This is a genomic window from Asticcacaulis biprosthecium C19 (assembly GCF_000204015.1).
Classification (GTDB): domain Bacteria; phylum Pseudomonadota; class Alphaproteobacteria; order Caulobacterales; family Caulobacteraceae; genus Asticcacaulis; species Asticcacaulis biprosthecius.
In genome coordinates this window covers 87,761-114,065 of sequence record NZ_GL883077.1, presented here as the reverse complement: position 1 = coordinate 114,065, position 26,305 = coordinate 87,761, and the positions used below count along the sequence as shown (strand labels likewise).

The 26,305-nt window shown below is 64.4% G+C and carries 14 protein-coding genes; 8 read left to right on the top strand and 6 right to left on the bottom strand.

Annotated elements, in window-relative coordinates; translation table 11 throughout:
- Positions 1 to 499 precede the first annotated feature (499 nt).
- From ABI_RS00975 to ABI_RS00965, 3 genes are read left to right on the top strand one after another with little or no spacing between them, the layout of a single operon-like run.
- Complete coding sequence (locus ABI_RS00975; protein WP_040308463.1) at positions 500 to 1,810, top strand: D-tagatose-bisphosphate aldolase, class II, non-catalytic subunit; 1,311 nt, start codon at positions 500 to 502, stop codon at positions 1,808 to 1,810.
- Positions 1,803 to 2,984 carry an SIS domain-containing protein gene (locus ABI_RS00970; RefSeq protein ID WP_006270924.1) on the top strand — a complete coding sequence of 394 codons (1,182 nt, stop codon included), beginning with the start codon at positions 1,803 to 1,805 and terminating at the stop codon, positions 2,982 to 2,984. The genes ABI_RS00975 and ABI_RS00970 overlap by 8 nt, the downstream gene beginning before the upstream one ends.
- Before the next feature lie 4 nt (positions 2,985 to 2,988).
- Complete coding sequence (locus ABI_RS00965) at positions 2,989 to 3,954, top strand: N-acetylglucosamine kinase (RefSeq protein WP_006270923.1); 966 nt, start codon at positions 2,989 to 2,991, stop codon at positions 3,952 to 3,954.
- On the opposite strand, the gene ABI_RS00960 is transcribed toward ABI_RS00965, so the two are convergent.
- From ABI_RS00960 to ABI_RS00945, 4 genes are all read right to left on the bottom strand, one after another.
- Positions 3,951 to 4,541 (bottom strand): hypothetical protein, encoded by a 591-nt coding sequence (locus ABI_RS00960; protein ID WP_006270922.1) that lies wholly within the window; start codon positions 4,539 to 4,541, stop codon positions 3,951 to 3,953. The genes ABI_RS00965 and ABI_RS00960 overlap by 4 nt on opposite strands.
- The gene (locus ABI_RS00955; protein ID WP_157138663.1) at positions 4,538 to 4,981 is read right to left on the bottom strand and encodes a low affinity iron permease family protein; all 444 of its coding nucleotides are present in this window, start codon (positions 4,979 to 4,981) and stop codon (positions 4,538 to 4,540) included. Before ABI_RS00955 ends, ABI_RS00960 begins: the two co-directional genes overlap by 4 nt.
- Positions 4,982 to 5,097: 116 nt before the next feature.
- Positions 5,098 to 6,234 carry a carbohydrate porin gene (locus ABI_RS00950; protein ID WP_157138662.1) on the bottom strand — a complete coding sequence of 379 codons (1,137 nt, stop codon included), beginning with the start codon at positions 6,232 to 6,234 and terminating at the stop codon, positions 5,098 to 5,100.
- An 82-nt stretch (positions 6,235 to 6,316) separates the two neighbouring features.
- Positions 6,317 to 8,032 (bottom strand): methyl-accepting chemotaxis protein, encoded by a 1,716-nt coding sequence (locus tag ABI_RS00945; protein WP_006270919.1) that lies wholly within the window; start codon positions 8,030 to 8,032, stop codon positions 6,317 to 6,319.
- 118 nt (positions 8,033 to 8,150) lie between these two features.
- Here ABI_RS00945 and ABI_RS00940 point away from each other — a divergent pair, with 118 nt between their 5' ends.
- Positions 8,151 to 8,384, top strand: a complete 234-nt coding sequence (locus ABI_RS00940) for a hypothetical protein (RefSeq protein ID WP_006270918.1) — start codon at positions 8,151 to 8,153, stop codon at positions 8,382 to 8,384.
- Positions 8,385 to 8,617: 233 nt separating this feature from the next.
- Here ABI_RS00940 and rnk read toward each other — a convergent pair whose 3' ends face one another.
- A complete protein-coding gene (rnk, locus tag ABI_RS00935; protein WP_006270916.1) occupies positions 8,618 to 9,046 on the bottom strand; it encodes a nucleoside diphosphate kinase regulator in 429 nt (142 codons plus the stop codon).
- Between the two features lie 416 nt (positions 9,047 to 9,462).
- On the opposite strand from rnk, the gene ABI_RS00930 reads away from it, so the two are divergent.
- Both ABI_RS00930 and ABI_RS00925 read left to right on the top strand, forming a co-directional pair.
- The gene (locus tag ABI_RS00930) at positions 9,463 to 10,680 is read left to right on the top strand and encodes a helix-turn-helix domain-containing protein (RefSeq protein ID WP_083811356.1); all 1,218 of its coding nucleotides are present in this window, start codon (positions 9,463 to 9,465) and stop codon (positions 10,678 to 10,680) included.
- Positions 10,681 to 10,713: 33 nt separating this feature from the next.
- Positions 10,714 to 11,403: a DUF4386 domain-containing protein gene (locus ABI_RS00925; protein ID WP_006270914.1), complete on the top strand. Its 690-nt coding sequence runs from the start codon at positions 10,714 to 10,716 to the stop codon at positions 11,401 to 11,403.
- A 6-nt stretch (positions 11,404 to 11,409) separates the two neighbouring features.
- On the opposite strand, the gene ABI_RS00920 is transcribed toward ABI_RS00925, so the two are convergent.
- The gene (locus ABI_RS00920) at positions 11,410 to 11,910 is read right to left on the bottom strand and encodes a hypothetical protein (protein ID WP_006270913.1); all 501 of its coding nucleotides are present in this window, start codon (positions 11,908 to 11,910) and stop codon (positions 11,410 to 11,412) included.
- Between the two features lie 232 nt (positions 11,911 to 12,142).
- Here ABI_RS00920 and ABI_RS00915 point away from each other — a divergent pair, with 232 nt between their 5' ends.
- On the top strand, positions 12,143 to 14,062 hold the full coding sequence (locus ABI_RS00915; RefSeq protein ID WP_006270912.1) for a hypothetical protein: 1,920 nt from the start codon (positions 12,143 to 12,145) through the stop codon (positions 14,060 to 14,062).
- A gap of 23 nt (positions 14,063 to 14,085) precedes the next feature.
- On the top strand, positions 14,086 to 26,229 hold the full coding sequence (locus tag ABI_RS00910; protein ID WP_006270911.1) for an autotransporter outer membrane beta-barrel domain-containing protein: 12,144 nt from the start codon (positions 14,086 to 14,088) through the stop codon (positions 26,227 to 26,229).
- The last annotated feature ends 76 nt before the right edge of the window (positions 26,230 to 26,305 follow it).

Genomic DNA, 26,305 nt, shown 5'->3' with positions numbered 1-26,305 from the left:
CAGAAACGGAAAGAGGCGGAATTCCGGTGGCCGAACTCTCACGCGAAGCGTCTTCCTATTTAATGACGGGATGTGCAGATTGTGGCTTGTCCTGAGTTCCGTGTTTTCAGTGTCGCCGCGCAGCGGCCTCGGTGTTTTCCGTGTTCCTCTTATAAGCCTCAAACAAACCGGAAACTTTTAAGAGGAACACGGAACACACGGAAAGCGCCGCCTGCGGCGACGTGCACGGAACTCATGGAATTCCGGGTGAAGATACGCCGGCGCGCCACCCGAACAGTCAATTCAAAGGCACTTCGCGCGGGAGGTGCCACCACCGGAATTCCGCTTCTTTCCGTTTCTGTCCGTGCCTTCCGTCGTTTGATTCTACCGGCCTTGCCGATTTTAAACATCGACAGATCGAAATTTTATATGTTTCGTTTTCATTGTTTTGGTTGCGTTGCGCTTCGCCTTAGGCTACACCTGACTCAACAAGACACTGTTACGTAAGGAGCCTCCTCCCATGAAGGCTATGCTCGATCTGGTCGCGCGTCATAAGGCGGGAACGCCTTGCGGCATCTATTCGGTCTGTTCCGCCCACCCCCTGGTGATCGAGGCCGCGTTCGTTCACGCCCTGGCGTCGAAGCTGAACGTCACCCTGATCGAAGCCACCTGCAACCAGGTCAATCAGGACGGCGGCTATACCGGCATGACGCCGGATGACTTTCGTGAGTTTGTCTACGCCATCGCCGACCGTACAGGCTTCCCCCGCCGCGGCATCATCCTGGGCGGCGATCACCTGGGCCCAAACCCTTGGACCGCGTTGACCGCCGAAAACGCGATGCAAAAGGCCGAGGTCCTGATCGAACACTATGTCGCCGCCGGTTTCCGCAAGATCCACGCCGACTGTTCCATGTCGTGCGCCGACGACCCCGTGCCCCTGCCCGAAGACACCATCGCCCGCCGCGCCGCCCGACTGATCCGCATCGCCGAAGACACCCAAGCGAAAGTTGGCGGCGAAAAATGCGTCTATGTCATTGGCACCGAAGTCCCCGTCCCTGGAGGTGCTGCTGAAGACCTGCCGGAACTGGAAGTCACCACGCCCGTCGCCGCCCTGGCTACCATCGAAACTCACCGTCTTATCTTTGCCGAGAACGGCCTGAACGACGCCTGGAAGCGCGTCGTCGCCACCGTGGTTCAGCCCGGCGTCGAATTCGACCACCGCAAGGTCATCGACTATAACCGCGCCAAGGCCTTGTCCTTAAGCCGCGCTATCGAATCGCTGCCCGGTCTGCTGTTCGAGGCCCACTCGACCGACTACCAGACGCCGTCGGCGCTCAAACACCTGGTCGAGGACCATTTCGCCATCCTGAAGGTCGGTCCCGGTGTCACCTTTGCGCTGCGTGAGGCCCTGTGGGCGCTCGACGCCATCGAACAGGAATGGATCGCGCCGGAACGCCGCTCCAACTTCCGCCAGGTGACCATCGACCGCATGACGGCCGAGCCGCGCAACTGGGCGAAATATTATCATACAAAAGACGCTGAGCTGCGTTTCGATTTGCAATATAGTCTCTCCGACCGCATTCGTTACTACTGGCCGGATCCGGCCATCACCGCGGCTCAGGAGACCATGTTCAAGAACCTCAGCGACAACCCACCCGCCCTGGCCCTGATCAGCCAGTATCTGCCGGACGCCTATGCGGCGCTACGCAGTGGTGGCCTGTCGCTGTCGCCCGCCAATCTCGTCATCGCCCATATCGGCGCGACCCTCGATGGTTATCAGGCGGCCTGTACCCCATTGACCGTAGTATCCCCGGAGCCGGCTTATGCCTGACACCAAGATGAACGAAGTGCTTTTCGGCTTCGATGAAAAGACCCTGGAGCAACGGGGCGGACTGTGGACGGCGCGCGAGATCGCGCAGCAGCCGCAGATGCTGCGCGAAACCCAGGCCCTGCTGATGGCGCGCCGCGACGAAATCACCGCCTTTCTCCAATCCGTGCTGACGCCGGCAAATGCCAGGATCATCCTGACCGGCGCCGGTACCTCGGCCTTTATCGGCACCTGCCTGGCCCCGGTCCTGGCGACGCAACTAAAGCGCCGCGTCGAGGCCATCCCAACGACCGACCTGGTCTGCGCCCCGCAGCTCTATTTCGAAGCCGACACCCCGACGCTGCTCGTGTCCTTCGGCCGTTCCGGCAACAGCCCCGAAAGCGTCGCCGCCGTCGAACTGGCCGACCGCTTTGTCACGCATTTGCAGCATCTGGTCATCACCTGCAATGAAGACGGCGCGCTGGCTGGCTACGCCAAGGGCGGCCGCGGCCTGACGATCCTGTTGCCCGAAGCCACCCACGACCGCAGCTTCGCCATGACGTCGAGCTTCTCGTGCATGACCTTTGCCGCCCTGTCGGCCTTCACCGGCGTCGACAAACTGCAACCGCGCATCGATGCCATCGCCGAGGCCACGCAAGGCGTCATCACTGACTACACCGCCATGCTCAAAGCGGCCGCCGATGAAGGCTATGAGCGCATCGTCTATCTCGGCAGCCACGTTTTCCAGGGCCTGGCGCGCGAAAGCGGCCTCAAGCTGCTGGAGCTAACCAATGGCGCCCTGGTGACCATGTTCGACTCGCCGCTGGGTTTCCGCCACGGCCCGAAAACCATCGTCAACGCCAGGACCCTGGTCGTCGTCTTCTTCTCCAACGACGCCTATACCCGCTCTTACGACGCTGACCTTCTTGACGAACTGCGCCGTGACAATGACGCCGCCCGCGTAGTGGCCATCACCGCCCAGGACGGGGTCGGGCTGGATGCCGTCGACACCATCCGCGTCAAGGGGCTAGAGACCGCCGGCGACGCCGACCTGCTGTTCCCCTATATCGTGGCGCCGCAGATATTCGCCTTTTACCAGTCGCTGCGCCACAACCTGACGCCGGACAAGCCCAATGCCTCGGGCACGGTCAACCGCGTTGTCCAGGGCGTGCGCATCCACGCGATCGAGGGCCACTGAGGTCATGGCCCTGCTTAGCGGTACAGGCCCCTATTTCCTCGGCGTCGACGGCGGTGGCACCAAGACGGGTTTCGTCTTGGCCGACGAAGCCGGTACCATCGTCGCCAGCCACCAGTTGGGCCCCAGCTACTACATTCAGATCGGCTTTGACGGTTTACATGAACTTCTGGCGGAAGGGGTTGGAACCGTGCTCGCCGCCGTTGACGCCAGCCCGGAGGACGTCGCCTACGCCTTTTTCGGCCTGCCGGCCTATGGCGAGGATTCCCACGCCCAGGCCTTTCTCGACGTCATCCCCGAAGCTTTCCTGGGCCATCACCGCTATCGCTGCGGCAACGACATGATCTGCGGCTGGGCGGGATCGCTGGGTGGCGAAGATGGCATCAACATTGTCGCCGGCACGGGCTCGATCGGCTACGGTGAACGCCGCGGCAAGTCGGCGCGCGGCGGCGGCTGGGGCGAAATCTTCTCCGACGAAGGCTCGGCCCACTGGGTTGCCGTCCAGGGACTGAACGCCTTTTCGCGCATGGGCGACGGCCGCCTGGCCAAAGGCCCCCTGTACGACGTTTTCATGGAGGCGATGGAACTCAAGGTCGATCTCGACATCTGCGGTGCAGTCTTTGGCCGCGAGCCGCCGTCGCGCGACAAGATCGCCGCCATGTCGCAATTGGTTGCCAAGGCGGTCGAAGCTGGTGATGCCACCGCGCGGAGCATTTTCGAGCGTGCCGGTTTCGAACTGGCGGCCATTGTCGACGCTATTCGCCAGCAGCTGGATTGCCCCCCCGACGAGCGCATGCGCGTCTCCTATTCCGGCGGCATGTTCCGGACCGGTCAGTTGATCCTCGATCCGTTCAGCCGCCATCTGCGCGCCCTGAACCCGGCCTATGACATCGTCGAACCGCTGCACGCCCCGGGCGTCGGCGCGACCCTCTATGCCGCGCGCCTGAACAGGCTGGCTCTACAGCCGGGTTAGGAACACCCTTCGACATAGGTGATCGAGCGGCCACCGCCGGCGATGGAATCGACCTTGCCGTCGTTGCCGATCTCATAGCGAACGGCGCGATCCTTGGTCGACCAGGTTGTGAGATATTCCGCGGGCGAATCGACATAGTGGTGCCGTTCGGTCTCCAGTGCAGCGCCGTAGGTCTGCTTGACCTTAGTTGCAGGATCATTGCCCTTCAGTCCGGTGTCGCTGGGTATGCCCGATTCGCGGCTGGCCCAGACGCTGGTCAGGACACCCTTTTCGATCATCACCAGAAATCCTTGCGGCGCACGGGTCGGCCGGAACATGTCGCAGGCCGCCTCATCGGGTCCGCCCACGGCATTGGGATTGGCGTCCGGACCCAGGGCCTCGATCACCTGCGCCCTGGTCATGCCGATCCTCAGCGGACCATATCCCTCGGCCGAGATGACATTGAGCGGTTGCGCACTGACCGACTCCACGGGTGCGGCGGAAACCACCACGGTCTGCGAGATCGAAACGGACTCCGTCGTGGTCGTCGTTTTCGGACTGCAGGCCGCGACGGCCCCAAGACCGATCAAAAGGGCGATACGCATCATGTCTTAACTCCTGAGCGCTTGGTGCGCGTGGACTTGGGTTTGGGCTTTTTCGCCGCCCGGTCGTCGATTTCGTCCTTGGCGCCTTGGGCCAGATGCTGGAAGCTGGCATGAACCGATTCCAGATCCTTGTCGGAGACGTTTTCGAGATCCATCAGCTTATCCTTGGCGCCCGACATGGCGTGGATCAGCGCGTCCAGCTTCAACTGGACGATTTTGGTATCGCGATTTTGCGAGCTCTGAATGACGAACACCATCAGGAAGGTAATGATGGTGGTCCCGGTGTTGATCACCAGTTGCCAGGTTTCCGAGAAGCCGAACAGCGGGCCCAATACCGCCCACACGACCACCAGGGCAAAAGCCAGGAGCGAAGCGATGGGGCTTCCCGCTCCGGTCGACACCGCCCCGGCAAATCGCGTGAAAATGCCGGGCTTCTTATTCATCTTGCTGTCCGTCGCCATGCCGGTCAGCGTAACGCAACGGGTGCAGATATCGACGCGTCGATGGCGCGCGTTTCGTAAGGAAGTGATCCGGCAGGGCTGTATCCGGAGGCGTGCGGTTACCCGCCGAACGTCATCCGTAGCCGCACTCCCGCGACAACCGCATCCTTGGCGCCGAGACCGCCGGGATTTTGGATGTATTGCAGGTCGGGCTGGATAACGAGGCGCGAGCCGACAGGCGCCTGCCAGGTGACTTCCCAAGTCGTTTCCGCGTCCGCGGCTTGGGGATTGAGAGCCTGCCAGGCCTCGCTGAACTGAGCACGGTAAACCGCCAGGCCCACCACATCACCATTTCGGCCGGGCAGGGGGCCGGTATAGGTCAAGCCACCTCCGATGTAGCCGGACAGGTCGTGGACATCGCCGGACGCGCTCCCGGCACGAACCCAGGCGGACAGTCCCTGTTCGTCGTCCTCGTTTTCGCGCGTGAGATAAAGGCCCAACTGGCCGTAGGTCCCCGTGCGATCCGCGCTTCCCGACCCGTCGAGCCGGTCCCCCTGCACGCTGTACGACCAGGTGCCGGCCTTGGCGAAGCCGCGGTCGAACAGAAATTCGGCCTCGACGACGGCATGACTGCCCTCTTCGGCATTCATCTGAAGCGAGGTGAAGACGGATCCATGCTGCGGATCCCCCGCCACGCCATCGAACAGGCCGGCGCGCAGACGTATCGCATCCGTGACGCGCCATTCCTCGACGATAGCGAAACCGGTCACCGGGAAGATGGACGGACCGCTCTGGGCGTAGTCAGCGCCGATGCCGGCTGAAGAATTCAGGAACACGCCGCCGATCGGCTGGGTGTCGAAGATGGCATTCAGATTGACAATGCCCGCTGTGGTGACAAACCGTTCGTCAGCTGTGGTGTAGCGCGCCCAGGCTTCCATCAGCCGCACGCCCGGCGGCGCGTCGATATTGGACACCACCTGGACATCGCCGACATAGCGCTCGGAAAAGCCGCCGTGATGATTGGCCAGGACATAGGCGAAGCCTTCCCATCCATTGCCACCCGTCCAGGCGGCGGTCAGGTCGAGGTTGCTCATGGCCCAGGCACCGGTGCGCAGCCCCCCCTGGGTATTGTCGAGCAGATCAACGGTCGCGGCGGCCTCGAGGTGCAGCGGCGAGGCCGCGTCGGCGATGGCCTGGCCATTCATGGCGCCGGTGGCAAGGGCGATGGCGGCGATCAGGCGTGCAAAGGATTTCATGACGTTTCCCATTTGCCTGCCATGTTAAGGTAAACGCGCCAATATCCCGTTGACAGTTAGGGTTAATGCACCGGTAACCCACTCACGCGGCGACTTCACTGAGGAAGGTGTCGATGGTCTGAGCCAGCACGGCCTTGTCCCGGGCTAGATTCTGTGTTGTCGCGCCGACCGCGCCGGCCGAGGTCTGGGTCTCCATCGCAGAGCCTTCCATTTCCGAGACCTGGCTCTGGGCCATGGCAGTGCAACTGGCCGCCTGGGCCACGTTCTGAGCGATTTCCTGCGTGGCGCGGCTCTGTTGCTCGACGGCCTCGGAGATGGCGAGCGTATATTGTTCCACCTCAGACATGTGGTCGGCGATGGATTTGATCGACTGCACGGCGGTGCCCGTCTCGGACTGAATTTCCTGAATCTGCCGGATTATCTCTTCGGTGGCCTTGCCCGTCTGGCTGGCCAGCGCCTTGACCTCGGAGGCGACGACCGCAAAGCCCTTGCCGGCATCCCCGGCGCGGGCGGCTTCGATCGTGGCGTTGAGCGCGAGCAGGTTGGTTTGCGCCGAGATGCTCTGAATCAGGCCGACAATGTCGCCGATACGCTCTGAGGCTTGCGCCAGGCGGGCGATGTTGCGTTCGCTGTCGGCGGTCACCTGACCGGTCTTGCGCACGACCGTCTGCGACAGCCCGATCTTGTCGCTGATATCGGCGATGGAAGCCGCCAGTTCCTCAGCCGCGGCAGCGACGATCTGAACATTGTCGGTGGCTTCAAGGGTTGAACTAGCAGCACTTCGCGACTGAAGCGCGGTTGAGTCCGAGATCTCGGTCAGGCTGCGGGTGACGGCATCCATCTGGTTGGTGCTGCCGTCGATCGACTGCATCACCTTGGCAACGCGGTCGCGAAACGCTGCAATCGCGGATTCCAGACGTTCGCGACGGTCGCGGCGCTCTTGTCGAGCCGCGTTTTCCACGGCTTCGCGACCTCGGAACTCAATCTCCGCCTTGCGAAAGCCGTCTATGGCTCGGGCGACGTGCCCGACTTCGTCCGTGCGGCCGGTGTGCAGGACGCGGATGTCCAGCTTGTCGGCGGCGATCTCGTCAAGCTGGCTGGCGAACTGGGTTAGGGGCGTGACCAAGGCGCGAAGCATATAGACGGCGTAGGCGATCAACAGGCCCACCATAAAGATGACGCCCACAATGGACAGGTTGCGCAGCAGTCGCGCATTGGCGGTGCTGGCGATGACGGCGGCATCGGCCTCTTTGGAAATCTGGTCACCATTGCGCTGAACGTCGTCGATCACGCGGTTCAGCCCGCCATACAGCGCTGCGGACGCCGCATCGAAACGACCCATATGGGCGTTGCCGGCGGCCGTACCGTCACGGACATAGGCGTCTGCCATAACCTGGCCTTCGCGATAATAGTCCGGAAATAGTCCGTGGGTCTCTTTCAGAGCGGCCAGGGTTTCGGGCAGGTCGAGGGTCTTCGCCAGGCCTTCCGCCCGCGTGACTGTCTCCTCGAAGGCCTTGGCGTTGGCTTCGGCTTGCGCGGTACCGTCGTCCAGACCGTCGAGACCACGCGTCGCCGATACGTCCGTCAGGAACTGTTGCACCTGAACGACGTGGACCTGAATCTGTTTGGTGGTGAGGGCCAGATCCGACATCATGGCCTCGCGGTCGCGTGCGGCATCCGCCTGTTGCGCCAGGCTGATCTGGTGATTCTGAGCCAGATATATGAACAGACCGGCGGCGCCGATACCCAGGATCAGGACAGCCGAAAAGGCCTTGACGCGTTGAGACAGAGTTTTCATTGGACCTCACGAACGGGCTAAATCTTAGCGTCGAAGCGTTGAAGAGAGGGTTAACCGGACTTAAATCCTGGCACCCTTCTTGCTGCGTGGACGTGGATAATCGCGTCAGGAGTGACTTGTGTCCCGTATCCGTCTGATCTCTCTGGTTCTGATTTTGACCAGCTTCTCGTCTGTAGCTGTCGCGCAGCCGGACCGCAGTGCCGCCCAGGCAAGGCAATGCCTGACGGAGGCCAGCCGGGCCAAAGTCAGCCAGGCCGCCTATCGCAATGGGGGTGCGCGTGAGCGCGCCGTGTTGCGAAACCAAGTCAGCATATCGGAACTGAACGCGCGCCGCGCCTGCCGGCGTGGCTAGAGCGCATCCGGTTCAAGGTGTCATGCCCTGGAGCACAGCCCAGCCGCCCCCTGCCAAGGCCGCAACGCCAACCACGACGGCGAGCAGAATGGCAAGGCGTCGACCGCCAACGGGCGAATTGCCAATATAATCGTTCTGATATTGACGCGGGCAATCGGCGCGAGGTGCCGCCGGGGTTTTGTCATCTGGATTTTGCATTGTGGCCTGTATTTGGAAAGGTTGGCACGGTCTTGTCAAGCTTTAGCAAGGGGCGCCTGATCCACCCGAAAGACTTCCAGACTTTGCTGGCGGCCCTGGGCCGTAGTGAAGGTAATGGACTGGCCGGCGCGAAGGCCGATCAGTGCGGCGCCGACCGGTGTCAGGATGGAGATACAGCCAGTCGATATATCCGCTTCGCCCGGCAGGACCAGTTGCACGGTGCGTTCCGCGCCCTTGCCGGCGGCATAGCTGACGACTGAGCCAAGCCGCACAACGGCCGGGTTGAGCTTCATCGTAGCAACGACCGCGGCGCGGTCCAGTTCGCGGCGCAGGTATTGCGCAGCGGGTGCCAGATCGCCTGTAGCGGCGTCGGCCAGGCGGTTCAGGGTTTCGAAGTCGTCCCATCCGATCAGGATGTGGGGCAGGGGGGCGGAACGGCCCGGGCGGGTATTGAGATAGGTCATGATAGGCACACAAGGCTTTTCAGGATGCGAGGGTCCTGAGGTTCATGGGAAGATATTCGTGCGCCGGTGGGCAGAACTCGACGTGCGGGGACGATCGAAAACAATGCGCTTGCCCCGAAGCTCGGGGGGCGCAGGGCCGAGCTTCGGGCTATGATCCCGTGACGGGATATCCCTTCAGGGAATTGGACAGGGTGAGAAGCGCGCGTATCGGCATGTGGCCACCATAGTTCGGTATCCCCCAATGTCAAATCACGGCAAAGTATGCACCAGGCCTTTTCAATTTCGAAACCGTCGACAAGGCGCGCGACCGGATGAGGTCCTGACACTCGCGCCCTCCCACAGTGCGATTGCAGACACAGGCGAAAGATGTCCATAAAGCGTGACGGTATGTCCGGAGATACCCAGGTTGCAAACTGATGACTAAAGGGAATCTCGTCGAGATGATAGCCGTGGCCATGACCCTGGCGGCGACCCTGTTCGCGGCCGGTCTGCTGTGCGTGCAAAAAACTGGACGCAGTGATCAGGCGGGGTTTCTTGCGGCTTTCCTGGCGCTGTGTGCGCTCACGCGCGCAGATACGCTGGTGTTCCTGGCCGGCGGATACGCCGCCGTGCCGCAACTGGCCGGTATCCTGTTTCCGTTCAAAACCCTGCTCGCGCCGGCCTTCTACCTCTATGTACGGTCGATGACCGCCGCTTCACCGCAACCGCTGCGGCTCGGGGATGCCTGGGCTCTGTCCGGTCCGGCGGCGATCATACTGATTATGTCCCGCTTTTTCTTTCTGTCGAACGAACAGAAGGCCGGTCTGCTCTCGCTGCAATATCCCGACCCCGAACTGCGCGATTGGGCGTTCACCGCCTGCATCCTGACGTTTGGGGTGATCCTGCTGGTGTCGCTGGTCTACCTCACGGCCGCCTTCGTCCGTGTGCGCAATCACGTTGCACGTTTGCGCGATCTGTTCTCGAACATCGAGGACCGGGCGCTCGACTGGATTCGCTGGGCGCTGTTTATCCTGGGCGGCGGATGCATGTGGTACATATTCGGTGAAATCTGGGGGGTCCAGGGTAGCCGTCCGCCCTGGTACCCCGTGGTGACCGCTTGCTACGACCTGGTCTGGATCGGCCTGATCGCCTTTTTCGGCGTGCTGCAGCGTCCGGTCCTCGACGCGCCAAAGCTCGAAAGCCCAATTGAAGGCCCCGAAAACCTCGCCGAACAGAAGGCCAAATACACCCGCTCCATGCTGTCAGATGCGCGCCTGTGCGCCATCGAACTGCGCCTCTCTCAGGCCATGGAAGATTCGAAACTGTATGCCGACCCGCGCCTCTCGTTGCGCAGGCTGTCCGACCACCTGCGCATATCCGAAGACCATCTGTCGCAGACCTTCAGCCGAAAGCTGAGGTTGAACTTCTTCGAATACGTCAACCGCTATCGTGTCGCTGACGCCCGGCAAAGGCTGATCCTGACCGGCGAGTCGATCGTCAACATCGCCCTGGACGTCGGCTTCAATTCGCGCTCGACCTTCAATGCGGCGTTCAAGACCCATACAGGGACTTCACCCAGCGCTTTCCGTCGCGTATCGCGCAGAACTGATTTGCCCGGGACAGCCGGTTCGGACGACACGCGCACCGGACTTTGATGTCGTTGTCACCCAACCCTTCGCGGAGTGACAATGACAATCTCGCTAAAATCCACGGCCCGGATGGCCGGCTTTATGTACCTGGCCGCTTCGTTGACCGGCGCCTTCAACCTGCTCTACGTCCCGTCCCAGCTGTTCGTCATGGACGACCCACAGGCGACGCTGGCTAAGATCATGTCGTCCGAAATACTGTTCAGGCAGGGCATTGTCGGTGGTGTCGTAAGCGGCGTTCTGTTTCTGGCGCTGCCGGTCGTCCTTTACAGCCTGTTGGAGTCGTTCGGCCGCATCTGGGCGGGGTTGATGGTCGCCTTTGCCGCCGTTGGCGTCGGCATGGCTTTCGTCGGCACGCAGGCCTATCTCGGCGTCCTGGCCCTTGTGGATGGCGCCGGTGGCCCAGGTGACGGACCGCTGGCGTTACAGGTCATGGATCATATCCACGCCCACCATCAGGCCGAATCGGTCGCCTCGATCTTTTGGGGACTGTGGCTCCTGCCTCTGGGATGGCTCATTGTAAAATCCCGCGCAATGCCGCGTTTTCTGGGTGTTCTGTTGCTGTTGGGATGTACCGGATATTTGGCCAACTTCCTGTTGCCGCTGCTCGTGCCGGGATACAGCGCAACCATACTGCCATATCTTGTCGTGATTCCCGGCGCCTTTGGCGAGTTGGGCACGTGTCTGTGGCTGCTGATTTTTGGCCTGAGAAACAGACCGGGCGAGGTATAAACCTGCTCAGCTTTCATGAGAGCGGATCAGCTTCCGCGCCGCTGCTCGTAACAGAGCCTTCGAATAGAGGCGATGTAAAGGGATCAGCAGGTGGAATCCGATACCGAGATAGGCTTCGCCGTTCGAATGAACGGCTTTCGGCACGATGGCCGAGCCGAACCACAACCGCTTGCCGTCGCACATCAGCCACGACCGGGTCTTGCAGAGGAAGTCACACATCAGGATCTGGTCGGTCTCTCGCGCTTCGACGGTCCATGCGGCGAACCGCCGGCCGTCGCCAAGCGCCAGTTCTGCCGCCTGCCTTTCACTCGACGGCCTGGCCACCAGCGTCGCCAGAACCACGCGCTCCAGCTTGAACAGCCAGGTGGTATAGAAGGCCTCGATATACTCAGCCAGGGTCACCTCGAACGGAAGCTCCAGGCTGTAGGCATCGGTATAGGCCTTGCGCTCGCGATAGGCGCTAAGGAACGACTTTTCCGGTAAGGGCTGGGCAATGATAACGGGCATGACGGCCTCCGTGACGGGCACGTTTTGGCATGCGTCGGTCGAGTTTCACAGCCGGCAAAAGGTCACAGCACGCTACGGCCGGCCTGTGATGTAACTGGACAATTCCCGCAGGGCTGAAGTATGGTTAACGCCAAATTAAGCGTGTCACCCGCAAGGGCTGTTAACGAGTTAGCGTTCCGGGGTTTATCAGGGGCTCCGGCAAACAACCAAATACTGAACGCGTGGGGCCAAATTGACACAATCACCAAAAGGCTCGCGCGCTGCGCGGCTGACGAAGCTCGTCACCTATCTGGAACAGCTTGCCGAGCAATGGCAGGGCGATCTGCGCGACCCCGCGGTCGCCAGTGCCCTCCAGGAGCGCTACGGTCCCGCCGCCCGTGATCTGGAAGCTACCCGCGCCTTGATCGCCGAGTTGATGGATGCGCCGCAAACCAAGGTGCCGCGGGACGTGCTGCTCAGCCTGCATGACGCCCTGGCCGTCCTGGTTTTGCTGGCCACGCGACCTGTGCCTGCGCAGTCCGTTGTTGATACCTCGGTCATCGACCTGGCCTCGCGCGCCAAGGCAGTACAGATCGAATCGACGACCCGCAAAGTCCTGAAGCAACTGCGTGCCGCTCTGCTGGGCCTGGGTCTGGCCGCCGGTATCGTCCTGGCCAGCCCGGTCGCCGCGGGCACGGCCGTGGGCGACACCATCGTCAATCCGGAAACCGGCGTCAGCAGTGTCATCCTCAAGAACGAAGGCGGCGGCAAGGTCATTACCGATAAATACCTGCTGATCCTGACCAGCCTGACCGGGCTGACGGCCAAGGACGCTACTGACAAGAAGGAAATCATCGACCCGACTGTTGATGGCGGGGCCACCAAGGTCAAGGTCGTCGGCGTCACCATCAATGCCCTTACCGGCCAGGCCACAAAGATCCGCGTCGAAGGCGCCGGCGGAGTTCAGCGCGACATCATCACCTTTGTCGACAAATCTGCGGAGGTCGGCCCGATCGTCAATCCGCCCAGCGGTCCCGGCGTCGTCATCAATCCGCCGGCTTCGGGCGACAAGAACGTCGTCCAGGACATCCGCGTCGCGAGCAATGGCAGCAATGGCCGCAACGGCGGCGGCTTCAAGGTGTTCGGCGTCGTCATCGGCGTTTCGGCCGGTAACGGTGGCGCGGGCACCAATGGTGAACACATCACCACCACGATTTCGTCGAGCCATGGCCTGATTGAAACCATCTCCGACAACATGGCGGGCATCCGCGTTGGCAGCGTTGGCGGGGGCGGCGGCCGCGGCGGTGATGCCGTCTTCAGTTTCGGCATAGACGGCGGTTCGGGCGGCAAGGCCGGCAAGGGCGGTGACGTTACTGTTACCAACTTCACCGGCATTACCACGACGGGCGCCAAGTCCCACGGGATGCACATCTACAGCCGCAGCGGCGCCGGTGGTGTTGCCGGAACTGTGCAGTTCGGCGTCGCCCAGGGCGGTACCGGCGGCGAAGGCAATGGCGGCGGTACCGTCACCGCCACCAATAATGGCGCCATCACCACGCAAGGCACGGGTGCGATCGGCGTTTACGCCCAGAGTCTGGGCGGTGAATCCGGCGAAGGCGGCAGCAGCTATGGTATCGTCGGCATCCCCGGGAGCTCGCTGCAGGCCGGCACCGGTGGCACGGCCTCGGCCTACAACTATGCCTCGGTAACGACCAGCGGCACGGGCGCCCATGGGGTGATGGCGCAATCGATCGGCGGCACGGGTGGCCAGGCTGGCGACAGCGTCGGTATCGTGGCACTCGGCAATGACGGCGCAGGCCAGGGCGGCGCCGGCGGCTATGCCTTGGCGGTCAATGGCCAGGGCGGCGTCATTCTGACGCGCGGCAAAGACGCTTACGGCCTGGCGGCGCAATCCGTTGGCGGCGGCGGCGGTGACGGTGGCTATGCCGCCGGCCTCGTGGGCCTGGGTTCCAAGGGGGCGCGGCCGGCAACGGCGGCACCGCCGAGGCCAAACTCGAGGGCAATGGCAGCATCGTCACGAAAAATTCCGGCAGCTACGGTATTTTCGCTCAGTCGATCGGCGGCGGCGGCGGTAACGGCGGCGTCGGCGGCGGTCTGGCCGGCATCGGCGGCGGCGGCGCGGGTGGTGGTGATGGTGGGCAGGTCACCGTAACGACGGGTGCCGATACCTCCATCATGACCGAGGGCGAAAGTGCCCATGCCATTTTCGCCGAAAGTGTCGGCAAGGGCGGTGGCGTTGGCGGCACGGGCGCAGGCATTGTCGGCGTCGGTGGTTCCGGAGACGGCGGCGGGAGCGCCGGCTTTGTCTCGGTTACCAATGCCGGCCGATTGATCACTACCGGCAAGGCAGCGCGCGGCATCTTTGCGCAGAGCGTAGGTGGTGGCGGCGGTGCAGCCAATGGCACCGGCGGTCTGGTCTCGGTCGGCGGCAGCGCCGGCGGCGGGGGCACGGGCGGGCGGGTCTATGTCAAGAACACCGGCTCGATCGCCACTGGCAACGCGACCCTGCCCGTGGCCTCCCAAGTCGGCAGCGATGGAATCTTTGCCCAGAGCACGGGCGGCGGCGGCGGGTCGGGCTCGGCCTCGGGCGGCCTGGTCTCGCTGGGCGGTAAGGGCGGTGGCGGTGGCGGTGGCGGTCAAGTCGACGTCGTCAACGAAGGCATCATCACCACCCAGGGTGTGCGTGCGCGCGGCATCTTTGCTCAAAGCATCGGCGGCGGCGGCGGCACCGGGGGTGACTCGGGCGGCCTCGTCAGTATCGGTGGCACTGGCGGTTCGGGTGCGCTCAGCACCGGCGGTGCGGTTACGGTTACGAATTCGGGTTCTGTCACCACCACGGGCGCGGTGTCCAGCGCCATCCAGGCCCAGTCGATCGGCGGCGGCGGCGGCGACGGCGGCACTTCAGGTTCGGTCCTGCTTAGCATCGGTGGTGCCGGTAGTGGTGGTGGTGACGGTGGGACCGTCACCGTCAACAACCAAAGAAACCTGACCACGTATGGAAACGATTCCCACGGAATCTTCGCTCAATCGGTCGGCGGCGGGGGCGGCAATGGTGGCGCCAGCTATTCGGTCAGCGCCTTTGCGGGTGTCTCGCTGGGCGGGGATGGCAAGGCAGGCGGCAAGGGGGGGCAGGTCGAGCTGACCTTTAAAAACCGGACAGCGACGGGTGAGATCACCACCAGCGGCGACCGGTCGCGCGGTGTCTTCGCGCAAAGTGTCGGCGGCGGAGGCGGTTCTGGCGGGCTGGCGACGCAAATGACGGTCGGCTTCGGCGGCGCAGTCAGTCTCGCTATTGGTGGCAAAGGAGAAAGCGGTGGCGCTGGAGGGCTGGTCCATGTCGGCGATGTCGTGGGTTGTTCTACGGCCAGCACCTGCTACGGCACCAGCAAGGACGATCTCAGGATAGTGACCTCGGGCGATAATTCCGAAGGCATGTATATCCAGTCGGTCGGTGGTGGTGGCGGTTCGGGCGGCTATGCCATTTCGACGGCCGTCGCGGCCAGCCCTGGCGCGGCAGTGTCGCTGTCGGCGGCGGTCGGCGGTTCGGCTGGCAAAGGCGGCGCTGGCGGCAACGTCATCGCACGGACGGGTGGTTCGATCCTGACTGGCGAGATCGGCGGCGCCTTTGTGATGAAGGACGGTGTTGCGACCACTGAGGTGCGTAACAACGGTGAGTTTTCGACAGGCCTTCTGGCGCAAAGCGTCGGCGGCGGCGGTGGCAAGGGTGGTTTCAGCATCTCGGCCTCTGTGGCGGCGGCGGGCGGCGGGGCCCTGGCCTTGGCCGGCGGCATCGGCGGTTCGGGCGGCACGGGTGGCGATGGCGGCCTGAGCGACGTCGACTTCAATGGCAGCATCACGACCCTGGGCGACGACGCGGCGGGGGCGTTGATCCAGTCGGTCGGCGGCGGCGGCGGTTCCGGCGGCTATAATATCTCGGGCGCGGTCGGCCTGAGTGGCGGTGCCGGTGGCGGTGGCAGCCTGGGGATCGGCGGTAGCGGGGATACGGGCGGCGCTGGCGGCACGGCGCTGGGGACCATTGGTGGCGAGGTCCAGACGGTGGGCGACCGTTCGACGGGCGTCATCGTCCAGAGTGTTGGCGGCGGCGGCGGCAATGGCGGCTTTAATATTTCCGGAGCGCTCGGCGCTGCGGGCGGCACGGGCGGCGCGGTCGCCGTAGGCCTGGGTGGCACTGGCAAGGGCGGCGGCATTGGCGGTCGCGCCGAGGGGCGGACTCTCAGTACGATCGATACCTGGGGCGACGATTCCGGCGGCCTGCTGGTCCAGAGTGTCGGCGGCGGCGGCGGTAATGGCGGATTCAACGTCGCGGGAACGATTGGCGCCGGCGGTGGCGTTGGTGGTGCCGTCTCGGTTGGCATCGGTGGCAGCGCCGGTACAGGCAGCACCGGTGGCTATGCCTTTGGCGATGCGCGCGGCGCAGTAACGACCAGAGGCTTTCGTTCGGTCGGTGTGACGGTGCAGAGCCTGGGTGGCGGCGGCGGCAATGGCGGCTTCAATGTCTCCGGTTCCCTGGGCGGCGGCGGCATAGGCGGCGGCGCGATTTCGGTCGGGCTGGGTGGCACGGGCGGCGGCGGCGGCGGCGGTGGCGAAGTCCATGGCTTCGCGACCAGTATTCACACGTTCAAGGCTGAGTCCACCGGCTTCCTGGCGCAAAGCGTCGGTGGCGGCGGTGGCAATGGTGGCTTCTCGATCGCCGGCAGTATTGGTGCCGGCGGAACGGTAGGCGGTGCGTTGTCGGTATCGGTGGGCGGTTCGGGCGGCACCGGCGGCAGCGCCGGCTGGACCGAGGGCCGGGTCAGTGGCCAGGTTATCACCGAGGGCGAGAATTCGTCAGGTGTCGTCGTCCAGAGCCTGGGCGGCGGCGGCGGCAATGGCGGCTTTACCGTGGCGGGCGGGATCGGCGGGGGCGGTACCGCTGGTGGTACGATCAATGTTGGCGTCGGCGGATCGGGCGGCACCGCTGGACATGGTGGCACGGTCGATGCCTCGGCGGCGGGGATCACGACCACGGGAGACCGCTCGGGCGGCTTCCTGGCGCAGAGCGTCGGCGGCGGCGGCGGCAACGGCGGATTCTCGATCGGTGCCGGAATTGGCGGCGGCGGAACGGGCGGCGGCGCCATTTCGGTGTCGGTGGGCGGCGCGGGCGCCGGTGGCGGCACTGGCGGCAAGGTCACCGGGACCGTTACAGGACTGGTCCTGACCGAGGGCAAGAGTTCGACCGGCGTGACCGTGCAGAGCCTGGGCGGCGGCGGCGGTAACGGTGGTTTCAGCGTGGCGGGCGGCATTGGCGGCGGTGGCACGGGCGGCGGGGCGATTTCGGTCGGTCTGGGCGGTTCGGGCGGTGGCGCTGGCCAGGCCGGCGAAGTTCACGGTTTCGCGCAGAGTATCGGGACCAAGGGCGAGAATTCCAGCGGTTTCCTGGCGCAAAGCGTGGGCGGCGGCGGCGGTAATGGTGGCTTCTCGATTGCCGGCAGCATTGGTGCCGGCGGAACGGGGGGCGGCGCCATTTCGGTCTCGATCGGTGGATCGGGCAGCGAAGGCGGCAATGCCGGCTATGTCGAGGGGCGCGTTTCAGGCCTGGTCTCGACGCAAGGTGTCGGCTCGACGGGCGTCATTGTTCAGTCCATGGGCGGCGGCGGCGGCAATGGCGCCTTTTCGGTCGCCGGCGGCATCGGCGGCGGTGGCACGGGCGGCGGCGCTATCTCAGTCGGGCTGGGCGGCAACGGTGGCAAGGCCGGGGACGGCGGCGAGGTCGATGCCTCGGCGGTTGCCATCACGACGACCAAGGACCAATCGGGCGGCTTCCTGGCGCAAAGCGTCGGTGGCGGTGGCGGCAATGGCGGGTTTAGCGTCGCTGGCAGCATCGGCGCTGGCGGCACAGGTGGCGGCGCGATCAGCGTTGGCATCGGCGGCACCGGCGCGGGCGGCGGTGAAGGCAAGCGCGTCGGCGCGAGCGTGATGGGTAATGTCTATACGGCCGGGACTGAGTCCGACGCCATCGTTGCCCAGAGCCTCGGCGGCGGCGGTGGCAACGGCGGCTTTGCCGTGGCAGGCAGTATTGGTGGCGGCGGAACCGGAGCTGGGGCTGTTGGCGTTGGTATCGGCGGCTCGGGCAAGGGCGGTGGCAATGCCGGCCAGGTCGATCTGACTGTCACGGGGATGACCGAGACGCTTGGCAAGGACAGTGACGGCATCATCGCGCAGAGCGTTGGCGGCGGCGGCGGCAACGGGGGCTTTGCCGTTACCGGCAGCATTGCGGCGGGTGGAACCGGCGCCGGAACCGTCGGTGTGTCGGTTGGCGGTTCGGGCGGCGATGGCGGCAATTCGATCGGCAAGGTGACGCTGAACGTGACCGGAGGCGCCGCGGCTTCAGGCAAGACGGTCGCCGTGCAGACGCAATCGGCCGGCGGCCGCGGTGTCCTGGCGCAAAGCATCGGCGGCGGCGGCGGCAACGGTGGCTTCACGGTCGTTGCCGGAATTAGCCTGGCCAAGACCGGTGCCGGCAATGTCGGCGTTGGGGTCGGCGGTTCGGGCGGTAAGGGCGGCTATGCCAGCGCGGTCGAGGGCAATGTCACCGGCGATGTCACGACGCTCGGGGCCAGCGACGCAGCGGGCGTTCTGATCCAAAGTGTCGGCGGCGGCGGCGGCAACGGCGGATTCAATGTCTCAGGCGGCCTGGCCGCTTCAACCAAGGGCGCAGGCAATGTTCTGGTCGGCGTCGGCGGCATGGGCGGTGATGGCGGCGCCAGCGGCGCAGTGACCGGCAAGGTGTCCGGCGATGTCTATACGGCCGGTGCCAATTCGGGCGGCGTCACCTATCAAAGTCTGGCCGGCGGCGGTGGCAATGGCGGCTTCAATGTCACCGGCGCGGTCGCCCTTACGGCGGGCGACAGCGGTGGCTCGGGCAATATCGGCGTCGGTGTCGGTGGTTTTGGCGGCAAGGCGAGCCATGCCAGCTTGGTCAATGCCTCGGTCATTGGCAATGTCACGACGATGGGCGAAAAGTCTCACGGCATACTGATGCAAAGCGTTGGCGGCGGTGGCGGCCAGGGCGGATTCAATGTGACGGGTAGTCTGACGGCGTCGGCCGGCAAGGGCGGCAATATCGGTGTCGGCCTGGGTGGCTTTGGCGGTGGTGGCGGTAATGCCAGCAGCGTCGATGGCACGCTGAGCGGCGACGTCTATACGCGCGGCAATGAAGCCTACGGCGCCACGTTGCAAAGTATGGGCGGTAGTGGCGGCAATGGCGGCTTCAATGTCACGGCTTCGGCCACCCTGACCTCGGGTGACAATGGGTCCATTGGCGTCGGCATTGGCGGCTTCGGTCTTTCGGGCGGCACCGGGGGCAATGTCCATGGCGATATTTCTGGTAAATATGAGACCCATGGCGTCAATTCTGACGGCGTCGTCGTCCAGAGCGTCGGCGGCTCCGGCGGCAATGGCGGTCTGAACGTCACCGGGCAACTCAGCCTTTCGGCCAAGGGCAAGTCAGGCCAGGCCTCGGTTGGCATCGGCGGGTTCGGCGGCGACGGTGGTGCTTCGGGCACGGCCTGGCTGAAACGCACCGGCGATACCCTGACGACGGGCAAGGATTCCGAAGCCATCATCGTTCAGAGCCTGGCGGGCGGCGGCGGCAATGGCGCCATCAACGTCACCGGTGGTCTTGTGGCATCTTCGGCCGACAATGCCTCGATCAATATCGGCATCGGCGGTTTCGGCGGCAAGGCCAGTCATGCCGACGCCGTGACAGCGACCGTCATCGGCAATGTCTGGGCAACCGGCATGGGCGCCGGGGCGGGCGGCTCGGATTCCCCCAACCTGTTCAGCGGCGCGCTTGTGGCGCAAAGCGTGGGCGGCGGTGGCGGCAACGGCGGCCTAAACGTCTCGGGCGGCGTCAGCCTCACAAAATCGGCCTCTTCCGGCAAGGCGGCAGCGATCGGCATCGGTGGCTTCGGCGGCGGCGGTGGTAACGGCGGCACGGTCGATCTGACGGTTAAGGCGCCGGCTTCGGATCGCGTACAGGTCATCGTCGATGGTGACAACCGCGCGGCGATCATCGCGCAGTCGCTGGGCGGCGGTGGCGGCCTCGGCGGCCTGAACGTCTCGGGCGGTATCGCCAGCAACAGCGCCCTGGCCTTCGGCATGGGCGGCTTCGGCGGCGACGGCGGCCTGGCGAAAAAGGTCACGGCCGACGTCGATGCCGATATCCAGGCGACCGGAGACGGCGCTCGCGGCCTGTTTGCCCAGTCCCTGGGCGGCGGCGGCGGTGCTGGCGGCATCAATGTTTCGGGTACCGTCAATATCAACAGCAAGGACGACACTTCGATTACCTTTGGTCTGGGCGGTTTCGGCGGCACGGGCAATATCAGCGGGGACGTCGATGTAAAACAGAAGGGCCTGGTCATTGTAACGGGCAAAAACGCTTTCGGCATCGTGGCCCAAAGCGTGGCCGGCGGCGGTGGCGATGGTGGACTTAATGTCTCGGCCAATATCGCCAATGCCAGCGCGGGCAAGTCGACAAACCGCATTGTGGCGGGCGTTGGCGGAACGGCCGGCGGCGGTGCGGATGCCGGTGATGTCAAGCTGAACAGCGTTGGCGCGATCACCGTTACCGGGCCCGACAGCACGTCGACTGAGGACAATGCTGACGACGAACTGACCGTGGTCTTCAATGCCGGTGGCCTATTGGCCCAGTCGGTCGGCGGCGGCGGCGGCGTCGGTGGCATGAACATCACAGCGACCGTGGCGCGCAACGCCGGCAACACCCTGCAATTCGGCATGGGCGGCAATGGCGGCGCTGGCGGCAATGGCGGTATGGTCAGGGTGAACCGCGGTTACGAAACCGTGGCGGCGACTGAGACGGTCAATGCCTCAGCCATCCAGACGACCGGCGACTACAGTACCGGCCTTATCGCGCAGAGTGTGGGCGGCGGTGGCGGCATCGCGGGGATGAATTTCAACTTCGCCTACAACAAGGAGTCCAATCCGGACGATGGCAAGACATACAAGGCGGCCATTATTTCTGTCGGTGGTTCCGGCGCCGATGCCGGCAATGGTGACGTTGTTGTCGTCCGCCATAATGGCAGCATAGCTACAGACGGTCGTTACAGTCACGGCCTGATCGCGCAGAGCATCGGCGGCGGCGGCGGTGATTCTCATGCCAATCTTGGCGCGGGCGCCTTGGGCGGTAAGACCAAGGGCGTCAATATCGGTGTCGGCGGCGCCAATGGCTCAGGCGGAAGTGGCGCTGCGGTTACGGTCGATCATGTCGGCCAGATAACGACCCAGGGCGATTCCTCGGTCGGCATCAAGGCGCAAAGCATTGGCGGTGGCGGCGGTTCAGCCAGCAGCATCAACAAGATCCTTGATCCGGTCTTCGATTTTGTGACGGGCCAGGCCGATGGCTCAAGTCTCGCCGTGAATATCGGACGCGCCGGCGGCAAGGGGGCGACCAGCGGTGCAGTGACGGTTGGCTCCGACGGCTCGATTGTCACCGAGGGCGATGAGTCGATCGGTATTCTGGCCCAGAGCATCGGCGGCGGCGGCGGCGACAGTGGAACGACCACCGTCGGCGGGGATTTCGAGGGCAAGTCCGGCAGCTATGGCGGTAATCTGGCTATCGGTCTCGACGGCGGCGAGTCGGCGATCGGTGGCGCTGTTACAGTGACGACCAAGGGGCTGATCCATACGGCGGGCGATCGGGCCCACGCCATCTTCGCCCAAAGCCTTGGCGGCGGCGGCGGCATGGGCGGCACGGTTGGTGACAAGCTTACGGTGAGCCCCGGCGGGGATGAGGATACCACCTCCGCCAATATCAACATCGGCGGCGGCGGCGGCAAGGGCTCGCATTCCGACCAGGTCACCGTGATCAATTCGGCGACCCTTTGGACCCAGAACGACCGTTCCAGCGGGATCTGGGCGCAGTCGATCGGTGGTTCTGGCGGAGCCGGCGGCGACTATTTGCAGGCCAATATCGAGAGCGTAAAGGCGGACAAAACGACACGGACCTTTAACCTCAATGTCGGCGGGAGTGGCGGCGAGGGTGCGGTCGGCTATGGTGTCAAGGTGACCAATAGCGGCGCCATCCAGACCGACGGCCTGCAATCCTTCGGTATCCGGGCTGAGAGCATCGGCGGCGGCGGCGGCGACGGCGGTGCTGTCGCACAGGGTACATTGACGACCGGTGGCGGTAGTAAGCAGTCGATCGATATCAATGTCGGCGGCACGGGCGGCGAAGGCGCCGAAGCCGGTCTGGTCGAGGTTCGAAACGAAGGCAGCATCGTCACCAAGGGCTTCGCCGCGGAGGGTATCCGCGCGACCAGCACCGGAGGTGGCGGCGGCAATGCCGGCGTTATTCTGCATACACTTTTGGCCTCCAACAGTGGTGAGGGCCAGACCCAGGCCCTGACCATGAATTTCGGCGGTAGCGGCGGTAAGGGCGGCACCGGCGGCAACGTCAAGGTTGAGAACGTCAAGACTGCGACGACAGGCTCCGGGACCATCTGGACCACGGGTGACTCGGCGCACGGGATTTTTGCCCAAAGCCTGGGAGGCGGCGGCGGCAATGGTTCTTCGATCGTCTCGATGACCGGGTTGCGCGGCTCGGCCGATTCGATATCGGTTGGCCTGCATTTCGGCGGCAAGGGCGGCAAGGGTAACCATTCCGGCACGGTAGGGGTCGACAATTCCGGCGGCATCTTCACCGACGGCAAGGACGCCTACGGTATACTGGCCCAGTCGACAGGCGGTGGCGGCGGCAATGGTGGCCTCGTCATCGCGGCGGCGGCGTCCATCGGCCAAAAGTCCAAGACTCCGGTCCTCGCGATCGGTGGAATTGGTGGTGATGGCGGCTATGGCGGCGACGTTACGGTTACCAACTCCGGAATCATCCAGACAACCGGTGCCGGCGGCCACGGCATCGTGGCGCAGAGCATCGGAGGGGGGGGCGGAAACGCCGGCGTCGGACTCACCGCGACCGATAACCTTGCCAACGTTGTCGCGTCCAATCTGATCGCATTGGCGGTCGGAGCCACCGGGGGCGGCAAGGGCGGCGCCGGCGGTAATGTCACGGTCAACCAGACCGGCAATATCACCGTCACCGGTGAAGGCGCCCAGGCCATTGTCGCCGAAAGCATCAATGGCGGCGGCGGCCGGCTGGACTTCAGCATTGATGGCGTGTCGGGCCTGCCCGGCTCGTCCGTCGTGAGCCTGTTCAAGGACGTTTTCGACATCAAGGATGAAGACGTCGTCGAAGATCCTAAGATCGCGGCGCGACTGGGGGGCAGCGACCTGACGGATATGAATGCCGGCAAGGTCAAGATCATTTCCAAGGGCACGCTGGGCGTCGGCGGCGACAACGGCGTGGCCAGCTTCGACCAGTCGGTCGGTGGTGGCGGTGGCTCCGTGCATATCAAGACCCGCCAGGTCGATGCAGCGTCGATGGGTGACACCGTCGGGGCAGCGGCTATTGCCTATTCGGTCAGCCTGGGCGGCAGCAATGGCGTCAATAATTCCGGTGCCGATATCGACAATACCCACGAAGGCGCGTTGATCACCACGGGCCGCAATTCGGTTGGCGTCCTTTCGCAGACCATCGGCGGCGGCGGCGGTCACGCCATTGTTGACATCACGACCGAGGCCGGCGCCCTGGTTGGGCCGATCAACCTGGCCTTTGGCAGCCAGTCGGGCTCACATGAAACCGGGGGCGACATTCTGCGCCGCCAGACCGGTAGTGTCATGACGACGGGCGATCTGTCGACCGGCGTCATCCTGCAAAGCATTGGCGGCGGCGGGGGCGCCTCAACTGTCCGGATCAATGGCGTCGAGCAGACCAACCTGGCCATTCACACCAGCCTGGGTGCCGATGGCGGAACCGAGCTTGGCGGCGGTTCGGTCACCGGTTCTTATGACGGCCTGCAGACAGAAGGCAACCACGCGATCGCCCTTTTGGTGCAATCCATAGGCGCCGGCGGCGGCTCGGTCCTGACCGCGGGCAGCGACGCCGTCAACGTCACCCTGGGCGGCAAGAACGGCGCAAGCGGTAATGCCGGCGAGATCAAACTGACCAATGCTGGCACCATCTCGAGCTCGGGTATCGGCTCGCACGCCGTACTGCTGCAATCGATCGGCGGCGGCGGCGGCGCTGTCCTGAGCGATGCCACCACCATCACCACGCACCTGAATGCCGGCAATACTGGCAACGGCGGCCTGGTTGACTTCACCCAGACCGGCTCAATCATCGCTACCGGCAATGGCGCCAACGGCCTCATCGCCCAAAGCCTGGGCGGCGGCGGCGGCTGGGTCGATGGCGTCTTTGCCGGTTCGGCCGGCGGCGACGGTAAGGGTGGGGCGATCACCCTGAACCTGTCGGGCAGCACTTTCGCCACCGGCACCGGCGGCACCGCCGTCCTGGCCCAGAGCCTGGGCAAAAGCGGCGCGGGCAACATCACCATCGTCAGCAACGGGACGGTCCGCGGTTATGCCGCCGGCATCCGCGTCGACGGCGGCGCGACCAATACGGTCACCACCTCGGGCTCGGTTTCGGCCGTGTCGGGCGTGACCATCTCGTCCGGTTCGGGTAATGACCGCGTCATCAATACCGGCCTGGTCATCGGCAATATCGATCTCGGCAGTGGCAGTAACGCCTTTGAAAACCGCGCCGGTTCGACCTTCGTCGCCTTCAGCACCATCGACCTGCGCGATCCGGCGATCAATGCGTCGGTTCCGCTGGCCATCCAAAGCGCCTTACCAACCGCGGCCATCATTCCCGCGCCGGGCGGCACCTTTGCCAATGACGGTGACTTCCTGATGGGCCTGTCGGCGACCCCACGGCCGATCGACCTGGCCAAGGGCGCTGTCTTCGCCAATCTCGACGGCACCGGCAACCCGGCAAACAACCTGATGTACGGTTCGCGGGTGATCAACACGGTCGCCCTGGACGGCCACTTCGTCCAGAGCGACACGGGCCACATGGCCTTCGACGTCGCCTACGGTCCCTACGCCTCGGACCGTGTCAATGTCACCGGCAACACAACGGTCGACGGCACCGGCGACGTTGTCCTGACCTGGCTGGAAAATGCCGCCCCGGTGACCCTGTTCGCCACGGCGGGCACCAGCACCGACAACGGCTTGGATTTCACCGACAGCATCGCGCTCGACTACCGCGTCCTGGCCAACACCTCCGGCATCCAGCTAGCCTTCACGTCCGACTTCTCCCAGCCCTTCCTGAACCGCAATCAGGGTGAATTGGGCCGCCATATGGACTCGGCGATTAGGCTGGGTGAGTCCGGCGGCATCGGCAGAGTCATGGCCCTGATCGGCAATCTGCAGGTCGGCGACGAAGCGGCCTATGCCGCCATCTTCGACCAACTGAACCCGGAAGCCTTCCTGGCCCCGCAAACCCTCCAGCTAGGCGCGGCGCGGCAGTTCGCTGCCGACCTCAACCACTGCGGCGCGACGGGTCAGGACACCTGTGTCTGGGCCCGCGTTGGCGGCACCGATATCGAACGTGACGCCGACGCCGAAACCCACGGCCACAACGGCGCTTACGACAGCCTGGCCACGGGCTTCGAACGCCGGGTTGACGACAAGTGGTCGATCGCCGGCGCCATCGGTTTCGACCATATCAACCGCCTCTATGTCGGCAACGGCCGTGCCAGTATGGAAGGCGACAGCGTTCACGCCGGTGTCAGTGCGACTCGGACGCTTGGCGGCGTCAAGCTGGGCCTGGCCCTCACTGGCGGCCTGCAGACCGTCGAAACCCAACGATTGCAGCACATCTTCGATCCCCTGGTCGGGACGGCGACGCCGCATTCGTCCTATGTCTCGGCCCAGGCGAAACTGAGCCGCCGCTTCGATCGTGGCGCCTGGTTCATCGAACCATCGGCGGCGCTTGCGGTGACCTCGATCCACCAAGGCGCCTTCACCGAAGAGGGGATGGAAGGCCAGGGGGCAGTGGGTGTGTCGCATACCCAAACCTTCGCCACCCTGACGCCGGAACTGACTGTCGGCTACAATGTCCAGGAAAGCTCCGGGCAGAGGACGGCCTTGTCGTTCAACGTCGGTGCGGTGGTCTATTCCACCGATCGGCTGAAGATGCCGTACCGGCTGGTCGGCGCCAACCAGACCTCGGATCCGGCGCTGATCAGCACGCAATTCGACAGCGACACGGTGAAGATGGGCGCCAACGTCCAGGTCACCGGCAAGAATGACCGGGCCAGTCTGAACTTGTCGCTCGCCAACGAAAGCGGCAAGCGCTACAGCCAGCAGACCTTCAGCGCCAGCCTGAAGTTCAAGTTCTAGCTAGGGCTTGCAGAAACGTCGGGTTCTCGGCTGGTTTTTTGTCCGGCTTCGCGTTAGGTTTGTCCTAACTCGGAGG

Excerpts from the sequence above, each read along its gene's own strand:
- ABI_RS00975 (WP_040308463.1), top strand. The coding sequence starts at position 500 with ATGAAGGCTATGCTCGATCTGGTCGCGCGTCATAAGGCGGGAACGCCT.
- ABI_RS00970 (WP_006270924.1), top strand. The coding sequence starts at position 1,803 with ATGCCTGACACCAAGATGAACGAAGTGCTTTTCGGCTTCGATGAAAAG.
- ABI_RS00965 (WP_006270923.1), top strand. The coding sequence starts at position 2,989 with ATGGCCCTGCTTAGCGGTACAGGCCCCTATTTCCTCGGCGTCGACGGC.
- ABI_RS00960 (WP_006270922.1), bottom strand. The coding sequence starts at position 4,541 with ATGATGCGTATCGCCCTTTTGATCGGTCTTGGGGCCGTCGCGGCCTGC.
- ABI_RS00955 (WP_157138663.1), bottom strand. The coding sequence starts at position 4,981 with ATGAATAAGAAGCCCGGCATTTTCACGCGATTTGCCGGGGCGGTGTCG.
- ABI_RS00950 (WP_157138662.1), bottom strand. The coding sequence starts at position 6,234 with ATGAAATCCTTTGCACGCCTGATCGCCGCCATCGCCCTTGCCACCGGC.
- ABI_RS00945 (WP_006270919.1), bottom strand. The coding sequence starts at position 8,032 with ATGAAAACTCTGTCTCAACGCGTCAAGGCCTTTTCGGCTGTCCTGATC.
- rnk (WP_006270916.1), bottom strand. The coding sequence starts at position 9,046 with ATGACCTATCTCAATACCCGCCCGGGCCGTTCCGCCCCCCTGCCCCAC.
- ABI_RS00930 (WP_083811356.1), top strand. The coding sequence starts at position 9,463 with ATGACTAAAGGGAATCTCGTCGAGATGATAGCCGTGGCCATGACCCTG.
- ABI_RS00925 (WP_006270914.1), top strand. The coding sequence starts at position 10,714 with ATGACAATCTCGCTAAAATCCACGGCCCGGATGGCCGGCTTTATGTAC.
- ABI_RS00920 (WP_006270913.1), bottom strand. The coding sequence starts at position 11,910 with ATGCCCGTTATCATTGCCCAGCCCTTACCGGAAAAGTCGTTCCTTAGC.
- ABI_RS00910 (WP_006270911.1), top strand. The coding sequence starts at position 14,086 with ATGACCGAGGGCGAAAGTGCCCATGCCATTTTCGCCGAAAGTGTCGGC.